Annotated in this window: 11 protein-coding genes and 1 pseudogene; 9 read left to right on the forward strand and 3 right to left on the reverse strand. The window is 64.9% G+C overall.

Going from position 1 to position 12,493, the window contains the following annotated elements:
- Nucleotides 1-14 precede the first annotated feature (14 nt).
- On the forward strand, nt 15-1,274 hold the full coding sequence (locus LRS03_RS24860) for an RsmB/NOP family class I SAM-dependent RNA methyltransferase (protein WP_257828926.1): 1,260 nt from the start codon (nt 15-17) through the stop codon (nt 1,272-1,274).
- 139 nt (nt 1,275-1,413) lie between these two features.
- Nucleotides 1,414-2,638, forward strand: a pseudogene (locus tag LRS03_RS24865) (DesA family fatty acid desaturase).
- Between the two features lie 102 nt (nt 2,639-2,740).
- Here the strand turns inward: LRS03_RS24865 and rpmG are convergent.
- The 3 genes from rpmG to trxB all read right to left on the reverse strand — a co-directional run bounded on the left by rpmG (nt 2,741) and on the right by trxB (nt 4,237).
- Nucleotides 2,741-2,908: a 50S ribosomal protein L33 gene (rpmG, locus tag LRS03_RS24870; protein ID WP_047498832.1), complete on the reverse strand. Its 168-nt coding sequence runs from the start codon at nt 2,906-2,908 to the stop codon at nt 2,741-2,743.
- 14 nt (nt 2,909-2,922) lie between these two features.
- Nucleotides 2,923-3,156, reverse strand: a complete 234-nt coding sequence (gene rpmB, locus LRS03_RS24875; protein WP_257828928.1) for a 50S ribosomal protein L28 — start codon at nt 3,154-3,156, stop codon at nt 2,923-2,925.
- Between the two features lie 127 nt (nt 3,157-3,283).
- A complete protein-coding gene (gene trxB, locus LRS03_RS24880) occupies nt 3,284-4,237 on the reverse strand; it encodes a thioredoxin-disulfide reductase (RefSeq protein ID WP_257828929.1) in 954 nt (317 codons plus the stop codon).
- A 167-nt stretch (nt 4,238-4,404) separates the two neighbouring features.
- Between trxB and LRS03_RS24885 the strand changes: the two genes are divergently transcribed.
- The 7 genes from LRS03_RS24885 to LRS03_RS24915 all read left to right on the forward strand — a co-directional run bounded on the left by LRS03_RS24885 (nt 4,405) and on the right by LRS03_RS24915 (nt 12,492).
- Nucleotides 4,405-5,070: a Crp/Fnr family transcriptional regulator gene (locus tag LRS03_RS24885; protein ID WP_257828930.1), complete on the forward strand. Its 666-nt coding sequence runs from the start codon at nt 4,405-4,407 to the stop codon at nt 5,068-5,070.
- 70 nt (nt 5,071-5,140) lie between these two features.
- Nucleotides 5,141-7,516, forward strand: coding sequence for a DNA translocase FtsK (locus LRS03_RS24890; protein WP_257828931.1), 2,376 nt, complete (start codon nt 5,141-5,143; stop codon nt 7,514-7,516).
- On the forward strand, nt 7,513-8,124 hold the full coding sequence (gene lolA, locus LRS03_RS24895; RefSeq protein ID WP_257828932.1) for an outer membrane lipoprotein periplasmic chaperone LolA: 612 nt from the start codon (nt 7,513-7,515) through the stop codon (nt 8,122-8,124). Before LRS03_RS24890 ends, lolA begins: the two co-directional genes overlap by 4 nt.
- Before the next feature lie 36 nt (nt 8,125-8,160).
- On the forward strand, nt 8,161-9,498 hold the full coding sequence (locus tag LRS03_RS24900) for a replication-associated recombination protein A (RefSeq protein ID WP_257828933.1): 1,338 nt from the start codon (nt 8,161-8,163) through the stop codon (nt 9,496-9,498).
- Nucleotides 9,499-9,678: 180 nt separating this feature from the next.
- Nucleotides 9,679-10,602, forward strand: a complete 924-nt coding sequence (locus LRS03_RS24905; RefSeq protein ID WP_257828934.1) for a branched-chain amino acid ABC transporter permease — start codon at nt 9,679-9,681, stop codon at nt 10,600-10,602.
- A gap of 9 nt (nt 10,603-10,611) precedes the next feature.
- Nucleotides 10,612-11,703, forward strand: a complete 1,092-nt coding sequence (locus LRS03_RS24910; protein WP_257828935.1) for a branched-chain amino acid ABC transporter permease — start codon at nt 10,612-10,614, stop codon at nt 11,701-11,703.
- Nucleotides 11,704-11,715: 12 nt separating this feature from the next.
- Nucleotides 11,716-12,492 carry an ABC transporter ATP-binding protein gene (locus tag LRS03_RS24915; protein ID WP_257828936.1) on the forward strand — a complete coding sequence of 259 codons (777 nt, stop codon included), beginning with the start codon at nt 11,716-11,718 and terminating at the stop codon, nt 12,490-12,492.
- Nucleotide 12,493 lies beyond the last annotated feature (1 nt).

The raw sequence follows: 12,493 nt of genomic DNA on the forward strand, positions 1-12,493 counted from the left end.
AGGATAATCGCGCGATGCATCCCAACGCCTTGCTCGAACTCGCCACCGATCTGCTGCACAAGGTCCTGCAGTTCGACTCACCGGCAGACCGTGTGGTCTCCGACTTCTTCCGCACGAACCGCGCGCTCGGGCAACGTGAGCGCCACACGCTGGCCGAGACGACCTACACGGTGCTTCGTCAGCGCCTGCTGTACCAGCACCTCGCGCAATCGGGCAAGGGCGAGATGGAGCGGCGTCTGGCGGTCCTCGCGTGGCAGGGGAACGATGGCTTTCTGCGGGCTGCCTTGAGCGAGCCCGAGCAGCAGTGGTTGGCGCAGGTGCAGGCCATCGACCGCAGTGCCTTGCCCGAGAAGCTGCGGCACAACCTGCCGGAGTGGCTGGCTGACACGCTGAAGGCGGCACTCGGCGACGAGTTCTGGCCGCTGGTGGAAAGCCTCAACGCGAGTGCACCCCTTGATTTGCGCGTCAACACCTTCAAGGCCAAGCGCGAAGACGTGGCCAAGGCGCTGGCCGATGCCCGCATCGACGCCCAGCCCACGCCATATTCGCCCTGGGGCCTGCGCGTGCAGGGCAAGCCGGCGCTGAACAAGCTCGAGGTCTTCACCCGCGGCGAAGTGGAAGTGCAAGACGAGGGCAGCCAGCTGCTGTCGCTGCTCACCGACCCGAAACGCGGCGAGATGGTGGTCGACTTCTGCGCAGGTGCCGGCGGCAAGACGCTGGCGCTTGGTGCGGCGATGCGCAACACCGGGCGGCTCTACGCCTTCGACACTTCGGGCCATCGTCTCGCGGCGCTCAAGCCGCGGCTCGCCCGCAGCGGGCTGTCGAACGTCTACCCGGCGCAGATCGCCCACGAGCGCGATGAGCGGATCAAGCGGCTGGCCGGCAAGATCGACCGGGTGCTGGTCGATGCGCCTTGCTCCGGCCTGGGCACCTTGCGCCGCAATCCGGACCTGAAATGGCGGCAATCGCCGGAGTCGATCGAAGAATTGCGTGTGAAACAGGCTGCAATCCTGGCTGGCGCCGCTCGGCTGGTGAAACCGGGCGGCCGACTCGTCTACGCCACCTGCAGCGTTCTCGAACAGGAAAACGAGGCGATCGTGACGGAATTCACGGCCGCGCATGGGAAGGACTTCAAACCACTGCCCGTTGCCGAACTGCTGGAGAAGGCCCATGTGGCCGACGCTGGGAGCTTGGTACGGGGGGACTGCCTCCGTTTGTGGCCGCACCGTCACGGGACGGACGGGTTTTTTGCAGCGGCCTGGGAACGCCGCTGAGCTTGAAGTCTCCAATGGACGCCTTCACTTCACATCGGGGAGACGAGGCGTGCAAAGCACGCAGTTTTCCGGATGCCTGCTGGAGGGCCCCCTCTACAATGGCGCACCCCGTCCGGGTGTGACGGATTCAAGGTAGCTGATGAACGAAATGATGTCTCTGTGGAATGGTTTGGTCGCTTGGCTGGCCGGTGGTCTGGTGGAAGCGTCCTGGTGGCAGATCGTGCTGTACACCTTGCTCACGACCCACATCACCATCGCTTCGGTCACGATCTTCCTGCATCGTTCACAAGCCCACCGGGCTCTCGACCTGCACGCGATCCCCTCGCACTTCTTCCGCTTCTGGCTCTGGCTGGGCACCGGCATGGTGACCAAGGAGTGGGTGGCGATCCACCGCAAGCACCACGCGAAGTGCGAAACCCAGGACGACCCGCACAGCCCGGTCGCCCACGGCATCAAGACCGTGTTGCTGACCGGCAGCGAAGCTCTACCGCGCGGAGGCGAAGAACCAGGAAACCTTGAGCAAGTTCGGCCACGGCACGCCCGATGACTGGATGGAGCGCAACGTCTACAGCCGCTTCACCTGGCAGGGCGTGGGCATCTTGCTCATTCTGAACTTGATGCTGTTCGGTGCCATCGGCCTGACCGTCTGGGCAATCCAGATGCTGTGGATCCCGATCACCGCCGCCGGCATCATCAATGGCCTGGGCCACTGGTGGGGCTATCGCAATTTTGAGGCGCCGGACGCGAGCACCAACGTGTCGCCCTGGGGCATCATCATCGGCGGCGAAGAGCTGCACAACAACCACCACACGTATCCGACCTCAGCCAAGCTGTCGGTCAAGAAGTACGAATTCGACATTGGCTGGGCTTACATCCGCGCGCTGGAGATGATGGGTCTGGCCAAGGTACGCAAGACGCCCCCGATGCTCAAGCTCGGCAGCATCAAGCCGGTGGCCGATTCCAAGACGCTGGAGGCGCTGATCGCCAACCGCTACGAGGTGATGGCCAAGTACGCGCGCAATCTGCGCGTCGCCTGCGCGACCGAGGTCAAGCGCCTGAAGGCCGAAGGTGCCGGTGGCCACGCCAAGCTGGCCAACATGCGTCTGGCCCGTCGCTGGCTGCACCGTGACGCCGACAAGATCCCGAGCCATGTGAAGGCGGCAGTCGAAAGCGCCCGCGACCAGAGCCCCGCCCTGGTCAAGCTCGTGGCGATGCGCGAAGAACTGCGCTCGCTGTGGACCCGCACCAATGTGTCGGCTGAGCAACTGGTGGCTGATCTGCAGGCCTGGTGCAAGAAGGCGGAAGAGAGCGGCATTGCCACCCTGCAAGAGTTCGCCTTGAAGTTGCGCGCTGCCCACGCTTGAGGCCTTCGGCCGAAATACGAAGGCGGGCCCGCGTTGCGGGCCCTTCTTTTTGGGGCAACAAAAAACCCGCCGGAGCGGGTTCTTGATTGAAGCAAGGCTGAATTACTTCAGCTTCGTTTCCTTGTACATCACGTGCTTGCGCGCCTTGGGATCGAACTTCATGATTTCGATCTTCTCGGGCGTGGTCTTCTTGTTCTTGTCGGTCGTGTAGAAGTGACCGGTGCCGGCTGACGATTCCAGCTTGATCTTTTCGCGTCCACCTTTTGCCATGATCGGCTCCTAACTTAGATTTCGCCGCGGGCGCGCAGGTCGGCGACGACTTGCTCGATGCCCACCTTGTCGATCAGGCGCAGAGCCGCATTGGAGATGCGCAGGCGCACCCAGCGGTTTTCGTTTTCGAGCCAAAACCGGCGATATTGCAGGTTGGGCAGGAAACGGCGCTTGGTCTTGTTGTTGGCGTGGGAAACGTTGTTGCCCACCATCGGGCCCTTGCCCGTGACTTGACAGACGCGTGCCATGACGCTTCTCCGTGTGATCTGTTTAACTGGAGCCGAGGTTGCACAAGGAATGCGCAGCCGGTTTCGGCAAAGACGACGAGTATAGCCCGCTTTTCTTTGCCTGCCTACCCTGGCGCTGCGACCTCTGTCAATGCCCGAGGAAACGCTGGGCATCCAGCGCGGCCATGCAGCCCGTGCCGGCGCTGGTGATGGCCTGGCGGTAGATGTGATCCTGCACGTCGCCGGCGGCGAAGACCCCGGGCACGCTGGTCATCGTGGCCATGCCGTTCAGGCCGCTCTGGGTGACGATGTAGCCGTCCTTCATCTCCAGCTGGCCCTTGAAGATGTCGGTGTTGGGTTGGTGGCCGATGGCGATGAAGCAGCCCTTGACGTCGATCTGGCTTGTGGTGCCGTTCTGGGTGCTCTTGATGCGCACGCCGGTCACGCCGGAGGCATCGCCCAGCACTTCGTCGAGCGTTTGCCAGAGGTGGAGTTGCATCTTGCCGGCGGCGACCTTCTCCATCAGCTTGTCGATCAAGATGGCCTCGGCGCGGAACTTGTCGCGGCGGTGGATCAGGTGCACCTTGCTGGCGATGTTCGACAGATACAGCGCCTCTTCGACGGCAGTGTTGCCTCCACCGACGACGCAGACCTCCTGCCCTCGATAGAAGAACCCATCGCAGGTGGCGCAGCCGCTGACACCACGGCCCATGAAGCTTTCTTCCGACGGCAGGCCCAGGTACTTGGCCGAAGCGCCGGTCGCGATGATCAGCGCGTCGCAGGTGTAGGTGCCCGAGTCGCCCTTGAGGGTGAACGGGCGCTTCGAGAAGTCAACGGTGTTGATGTGATCGAACACGATCTGCGTGTTGAAACGCTCGGCGTGCTGCAGGAAGCGCTGCATCAGCTCAGGCCCTTGCACGCCCATCACGTCGGCCGGCCAGTTGTCGACCTCGGTCGTGGTCATCAGCTGTCCGCCCTGGGCGATGCCGGTCACGAGCATGGGTTTCAAGTTGGCGCGTGCAGCGTAGATGGCGGCGGTGTAGCCCGCGGGGCCGGAGCCGAGGATAAGGACCTGGGCGTGTTGGGTGTTGTTCTGTGTCATGGCGGATCAGGAGGGCAAAACAGCGAGAAGGCGCCAGTCTGACATGGGGTTGACGCCGACTGGCATCAATTCATGTAATGGAGACAATTGCGCATATGCTATGAAAACGTTAGTTTTCCACGTTTAGATTTCACGGGCTGCGCATTCCACAACAAGGAGGTTCTCCGATGGCCATGTTGTCCAATCTGGACTTGATCCGACGCGTGCCGCTGTTTTCCCTGCTGACCAATGAGCAGGCCACGGCGATCGCCGACAGCGTGGTGAAGCGCCGTTTCCGCCGTGGCGAGATCATCGTCGAGCATGGCAAGAAGTCGAACGCGCTGTTCATTCTGCTCACCGGCCGCGCACGCGTGCTGACGTCCGACTCCCGCGGCCGCGAGGTCATTCTGGCCGTGCTGCACCCGGGCAACTACGTCGGTGAGATGAGCCTGATCGACAACGAACCGCACTCGGCCACCGTGCGCGCCGAGGTGCAGACCGACATGCTGATCCTGGGCCGCGCCGAATTTGCGCGGTGCCTGCCTGAGAACTCCAGCCTGTCCTACGCCATCATGCGTGGCCTGGTGCAGCGTCTGCGCAGTGCCGACCGCCAGATCGAGTCGCTGGCCCTGCTCGATGTGTATGGTCGTGTCGCTCGCTCGCTGCTCGACATGGCCGAAGACGACGGCGATGTGAAGATCATCCGCAACAAAGTGTCGCGCCAAGACATGGCAAAAATCGTCGGCGCTTCGCGCGAGATGGTCAGCCGCGTCATGAAGGACCTGGAAGACCGCGGCATGGTCGAGACCCAGGAAAACGGCTCGGTCATCATCAAGGAACGCCTCACCGGCTGACCTCTGCGGTTGGCTCGCCTCGTGGGGCGATTCAGCACGGCCGCCCCGGTGCTTCGGCCACAATGGCTGCATGACGTTTCCCCTCGGATCGCTACGCCCTGAAGGCGGGTCGGCGGCCTCGGCTGCCGGCACCTACACCCGCGACGGCGGTGCTGCTTCTCATTCCCCCATCACGCCCGTCGGGCTGCGGGCACGCTTCGGTGTGCTGGTGGGCGGCGTGCTGTGGTTGCTCGCACTGATCGCGCTGGCCACGCACAACGCGGCCGACGCCGCCTTCTCGACTTCCGGCAGCGGCGCCGTGCCGCTCAACAAGATCGGCGCGCTAGGGGCACGCTTCTCCGACATCGCGTTCGTGCTCTTCGGCTACTCGGCGTGGTGGGGCATGTTGATCAGCCTGCGCGCCTGGTTGAGCGCGCTGGCGCGTGTGCTGCGCGGCGGCGAGCCGCTGCAGGGTCAGCGCCCGCAACCGCCGCTTTGGATGTTCTGGGTAGGCGTTGCGTTGCTGATGTGCGCGAGCACCGCGCTCGAATGGACGCGCCTCTACCAGTTTGAGCCACATGTGGCCGGTGGCAACGCTGGCGGTGTGCTGGGCTACCTGCTGGGGCCGATCAGCCAGCGCTGGCTCGGCTTCGCCGGCTCGGGCGTGCTGTGGATCGCGATGCTGGTCGCAGGCCTAGCGCTGGCGTTTCGCTTCTCATGGCTGCGCACCGCCGAAGGCATCGGCCAGTGGGTCGATTCGCTGCGCGAGAAGCGCGTCGAGCGCATCGAGCGCGCCGAAGATCAGCGCATCGGCGAACGTGCCGTGCGCGAGCGCGAGCACGTGGTCGAAGTTGAGCACCAACTGCACGAAGAGCATGTGCCCATCGTGATCGAGACGCCGGTGATCGAGGTGCCGAAGTCCGAGCGCGTGGTGAAGGAGCGACAGAAGCCGCTCTTCACCGAACTGGCCGACACCAAACTGCCTCAGGTCGACCTGCTCGATGCTGCGCCCGGCCGCCAGGAGACGGTGACGCCCGAGACGCTCGAGATGACCTCGCGGCTCATCGAGAAGAAGCTGAAGGACTTCGGCGTCGAGGTGCGCGTGGTCGCGGCCTCGCCGGGTCCGGTGATCACGCGCTACGAGATCGAGCCGGCCACCGGGGTGAAGGGCGCGCAGATCGTCAACCTCGCGAAGGACCTGGCGCGCTCCTTGAGCCTCGTCAGCATCCGCGTCGTCGAGGTGATCCCGGGCAAGAACTACATGGCGCTGGAGTTGCCCAACGCCAAGCGCCAGACCATCCGCCTCTCCGAAATCCTCGGCTCGCAGGTCTACAACGACGCCGCCTCGCAGCTCACCATGGGCCTGGGCAAGGACATCATCGGCGCCCCCGTCGTGGCGGACCTCGCGAAGATGCCGCACTGCCTCGTGGCCGGTACCACCGGTTCGGGCAAGTCGGTGGGCATCAACGCGATGATCCTGTCGCTGCTCTACAAGGCCGAAGCACGCGACGTGCGGCTCATCCTCATCGACCCGAAGATGCTGGAGATGAGCGTGTACGAGGGCATTCCGCACCTGCTGGCGCCCGTCGTGACGGACATGAAGCAGGCCGGCAACGCGCTCAACTGGTGTGTGGGCGAGATGGAGCGGCGCTACAAGCTGATGAGCAAGCTGGGCGTGCGCAATCTCGCCGGCTACAACAAGAAGATCGCCGAAGCGGTCGAGCGTGGCGAGAGCCTGCCCAACCCGTTCAGCCTTACACCCGAGCAGCCCGAGCCGCTGGAGCGATTGCCCTTCATCGTGGTGGTGATCGACGAGCTGGCCGACCTGATGATGGTGGTCGGCAAGAAGATTGAAGAACTCATCGCCCGCCTCGCGCAGAAGGCACGCGCGGCCGGCATCCACCTGATCCTCGCCACGCAGCGCCCGAGCGTCGACGTGATCACTGGCCTCATCAAGGCCAACATTCCCACACGCTTGAGCTTCCAGGTCAGCAGCAAGATCGACAGCCGCACCATCCTCGACCAGATGGGCGCCGAAGCGTTGCTCGGCATGGGCGACATGCTCTACATGGCCTCGGGCACCGGCCTGCCGGTGCGTGTGCACGGCGCCTTCGTGAGTGACGACGAGGTGCACCGTGTCGTCGACTACCTCAAGCAGCAGGGCGAGCCCAACTACATCGAAGGCATCTTGGAAGGCGGCACGCTCGATGGCGAAGGCGACCCGAGCACCGCCGACATGCCTGGCGGCGGCAATGGCCAAGGCGGCGAAAACGACCCGATGTACGACCAGGCCGTGGCCGTGGTGCTGCAGCACCGCCGCGCCTCGATCTCGCTGGTGCAGCGCCATTTGCGCATCGGCTACAACCGCGCAGCCAGACTCCTGGAACAAATGGAGAAATCCGGCCTCGTAAGTGCCATGTCCACCAATGGCAACCGCGACATCATCGTCCCGGCCCGCAGCGAATGAAGAAGATTCTTGTCTCGACGTTGCTGATGGTTGCTGCCGTCGCAGCTCACGCGCAATCCACCGTCGACACGCTGAAGGAGTTCGTGCGCGACGTGAAGACCGGCCGCGCCGAGTTCACGCAGACCGTCACCTCGCCGGATGGCGCGAAGAAGAAGACCTCGAGTGGGAAGTTCGAGTTCTCGCGGCCGAACCGTTTCCGGTTCACCTACCTCAAGCCCTTCGAGCAGCTGATCGTTGCCGACGGCCAGAAGGTCTGGATCTACGACGCCGACTTGAACCAGGCCAGTTCGCGCAAGTTCAGCCAGGCGCTCGGATCGACCCCTGCCGCGCTGCTGGCCGGTGGGTCCTTGGAGAAGGACTTCGACCTCGCTGCCCAGCCCTCAAAGGATGGCCTCGACTGGGTCGAAGCCACGCCCAAGGCGAAGGACGGCAGCTTCAAGTCCGTGCGCGTGGGTTTCAAGGGCAAGACCTTGAGCGCCATCGAAGTGGTCGACGCGTTCAACCAGCGCTCGCTGCTGCAATTCAGCCAGTTCGTGGCCAACGAGCCGATCAAGGCCGAGACCTTCGTCTTCACCGTGCCCAAGGGCGCCGACGTCATCGAGCAGTGAAGCGCAGGGGCATGCCCCCGCTGCGACAATTCGCCGATGGATTCGTTGCAGTTGCCCCTGGGAGACGATGAGCCGCAGGCTCCGCTGGCCGAGCGCCTGCGCCCCAAGACGCTGGCAGAAGTGATCGGCCAGCAGCACCTGCTCGGCGAAGGCAAGCCGCTGCGCGTGGCCTTCGAGTCAGGGCGCCTGCACTCGATGATCCTCTGGGGCCCGCCCGGCGTCGGCAAGACGACCCTCGCGCGCCTGATGGCCGATGGTTTCGAGGCCCAGTTCATCCAGATCTCGGCCGTGCTCGGTGGCGTGAAGGACATCCGCGAAGCCGTCGAGCGAGCGCAGGTCGCACAGGGCACGGGCAAGCGCACGGTCGTGTTCGTCGACGAAGTGCACCGCTTCAACAAGGCGCAGCAAGACGCCTTCCTGCCGCACGTGGAGTCTGGCCTCTTCACCTTCATCGGTGCCACCACCGAGAACCCTTCGTTCGAGGTCAACTCGGCCCTGCTCTCGCGGGCCACGGTGCATGTGCTGAAGTCGCTCACCGACGAGGACATGACGCAGCTGCTCGCCCGCGCCCGCGAGCTGCTGGCCGCGCCTTCTCTCACGGACCCCGCCCGCGACCGCCTCATCGGCTACGCCGACGGCGATGCGCGCCGCCTGCTCAATGCCTACGAGAACCTGGTGCGCATGGCCGCCCAGGCCGACACCCTCGACGAGGCGCAACTCGAACGCTCGCTCGGCGAGCAGCTGCGCCGCTACGACAAAGGCGGCGAGCAGTTCTACGACACCATCTCGGCGCTTCACAAGGCCGTGCGCGGCAGCGACCCCGATGCCGCGCTCTACTGGTTCGTGCGCATGCTCGATGGTGGCGTGGACCCCCGCTATGCCGCACGTCGCCTCGTGCGCATGGCCAGTGAAGACATCGGCCTGGCCGACCCCCGCGCGCTGCGCATGGCGCTCGATGCGGCCGAGACCTACGAACGCCTGGGCAGCCCCGAGGGCGAGCTGGCCCTGGCGCAGGCGGTGGTCTTCCTGGCGATGGCGCCCAAATCGAACGCGGTCTACACCGCCTACAACGCCGTGCGTGCATTCATCGCGAAGGACGGCACCCGCGCGGTGCCGCTCCACCTGCGCAACGCACCGACCAAGCTCATGAAAGACCTCGACTACGGGCGCGACTACCGCTATGCGCACAACGAGGCCGGCGGCTTCGCTGCTGGCGAGAACTACTGGCCCGACAAGCTTGCCCCGCAACGCTTCTACCAGCCGGTCGACCGCGGCCTGGAGCTGAAAATAGGTGAACGTCTCCAGGAGTTGAGGCGCCTCAACGACGAGGCACGTGCCCAGGCCAGCGAAGGCTCAGAGCGCAAGAAACGCTGATTGCCGTACGGGGAAACGCGCAGCAAGGTCGCGTGAGACCGCCCCCTAGAATCGCCCCCGTCACAGCCCCGACATCAGACAAAGCCCGGGCCGTCCACACGACGGCGGGCTTTTTGCTTACCGGCAGGAGCGGCGTCCACAAGACGGAACCGCTTTCGATTTCCCCAGGAGACTCCTTCGATGGAAACATTCATCCAGCAGATCATCAACGGTCTGGTGCTCGGCAGCGTGTATGCGCTGGTGGCGCTCGGCTACACGATGGTCTACGGCATCATCAACCTCATCAACTTCGCTCACGGCGAGGTCTTGATGGTGGGCGCACTCACGAGCTGGACCGTGGTGACGGCACTCGCCGCCACCGGCTGGCCCGGCTGGGTGCTGCTCTTGATCTCGCTCGTGGCCGCGATCATCGTGTGCTCGGCGCTCAACTTCACCATCGAGAAGGTCGCCTACCGGCCGCTGCGCAGCGCGCCGCGACTGGCGCCGCTGATCACCGCGATGGGTGTCTCGCTGCTCTTGCAGACGCTCGCGATGATCATCTGGAAGCCCAACCCGAAGCCGTATCCGTTCCTGCTGCCCTCGGAGCCGATCGAGATCTTCGGCGCGGTGATCAACACCGTGCAGATCATCATCCTCATCACCACCGCTGTCACGCTTGCGGCGCTGATGTACCTCGTGAACCGCACCAAGCTCGGCCGCGCGATGCGTGCCACCGCCGAGAACCCGCGCGTCGCCGGCCTCATGGGCGTGCGACCCGACATGGTGATCTCGGCCACCTTCATCATCGGCGCGGCGCTCGCGGCACTGGCCGGCGTGATGTACGCCGCCAACTACGGTCGCGTCGAACATGCGATGGGCTTCCTGCCCGGCCTCAAGGCCTTCACTGCCGCGGTGTTCGGCGGCATCGGCAACCTGGCCGGGGCGATGGTGGGCGGCGTGCTGCTCGGCATCATCGAAGCGATGGGCGCCGGCTACATCGGCGACGTGACCGGCGGTGTGCTCGGCAGCCACTACCAGGACATCTTCGCCTTCATCGTGCTCATCCTCGTGCTCACGCTGCGCCCGCAGGGCCTGCTCGGCGAGCGTGTGGCCGACCGCGCCTGAGGAGCCCCGATGAACCTCAGAGACAACAAGATCAAGACCTTCCTCATCGCGGGCGTGCTGCTGCTGATCACCCCGCTAATCGCGCAGTACTTCGGCAACGCGTGGGTGCGCATCATCGACATCGCGCTGCTCTATGTGCTGCTGGCGCTCGGGCTCAACATCGTGGTCGGTTATGCCGGCCTGCTCGACCTGGGCTACGTCGCCTTCTATGCGGTGGGCGCGTACATGATGGGCCTGCTCGCGTCACCGCACCTGTCGCAGACCTTCCCCGGTTTTGCGGCCACCTTCCCGAACGGCCTGCACTCGCCGCTGTGGCTGGTGATCCCGTTGGGCGCCTTGCTGGCCGGTGTGTTCGGCGTGGCGCTGGGAGCGCCCACGCTGAAGCTGCGCGGCGACTACCTGGCGATCGTGACGCTCGGCTTCGGCGAGATCATCCGCGTGTTCCTCACCAACCTGGATGCGCCCGTCAACGTCACCAACGGCCCCAAGGGCCTGAGCCAGATCGATTCGATCAAGGTCTTTGGCTACGACTTCGGCAAGACGCACGAGTGGTTCGGCTTCCAGATCCCGCCGGTCACCAACTACTACTACCTGTTCCTCGCGCTCGTGATCGTGAGCGTGATCATCTGCTACCGGCTGGAGCAGTCGCGCATTGGCCGCGCGTGGATGGCCATCCGCGAAGACGAGATCGCGGCCAAGGCGATGGGCATCAACACCCGCAACCTCAAGCTGCTCGCCTTCGGCATGGGCGCCACCTTCGGCGGGGTGTCGGGCGTGCTCTTCGCCACCTTCCAGGGCTTCGTCTCGCCCGAGTCCTTCAGCCTGCAGGAGTCGGTGATGATCGTCGCGATGGTGGTACTGGGCGGCATCGGCCACATCCCAGGTGTGATCCTCGGGGCGCTGCTGCTGGCGGCGCTGCCCGAGGTGCTGCGCTATGTGGCCGGCCCCTTGCAGAACATGACCGATGGCCGGCTCGACGCCGCCATCCTGCGCCAGCTGCTGATCGCGCTGGCCATGATCGCGATCATGCTGTCGCGGCCGCGGGGCCTGTGGCCCACGCCCGAGCACGGCAAGGCGGCCCCGGTGCCGCAGGCCAAGTGAGGGGGCATCGTCATGGCTGAATCCGTGTTGAAAGTCAGCGGCGTGTCCAAGCGCTTCGGCGGCCTGCAGGCCCTGTCGGACGTGGGCATCACCATCGAAGCCGGCCAGGTCTACGGGCTCATCGGGCCCAACGGCGCCGGCAAGACCACCTTCTTTAACGTCATCACCGGGCTGTACACGCCCGACTCGGGCACCTTCGAGCTGGGCGGCAAGCCCTACAAGCCGGCGGCGGTGCATGAGGTGGCCAAGGCGGGCATCGCCCGCACCTTCCAGAACATCCGCCTCTTCGCCGAGATGACGGCGCTGGAGAACGTGATGGTCGGCCGCCATGTGCGCACCGCCTCGGGCCTGATCGGTGCGGTGTTTCGCACCAGCGGCTTCAAGGCCGAAGAGCATGCGATCGCCAAACGTGCGCAGGAGCTGCTCGACTACGTGGGCATCGGCAAGTACGCCGAGTTCAAGGCGCGCACACTGAGCTACGGCGACCAGCGGCGCCTCGAGATCGCGCGTGCGCTCGCCACCGACCCCAAGCTGATCGCGCTCGACGAACCGGCCGCAGGCATGAACGCCACCGAGAAGGTGGTGCTGCGCGAGCTGATCGACCGCATCCGCAACGACGGCCGCACCATCCTGCTCATCGAACACGACGTGAAGCTCGTGATGGGCCTGTGCGACCGCGTCACGGTGCTCGACTACGGCAAGCAGATCGCCGAAGGCACGCCGGCGGACGTCCAGAGAAACGAAAAGGTGATCGAGGCCTACCTCGGCGCCGGCCACAAGGCGCACTGAC

It is taken from the genome of Rhizobacter sp. J219, from assembly GCF_024700055.1.
Taxonomy (GTDB): domain Bacteria; phylum Pseudomonadota; class Gammaproteobacteria; order Burkholderiales; family Burkholderiaceae_C; genus Rhizobacter.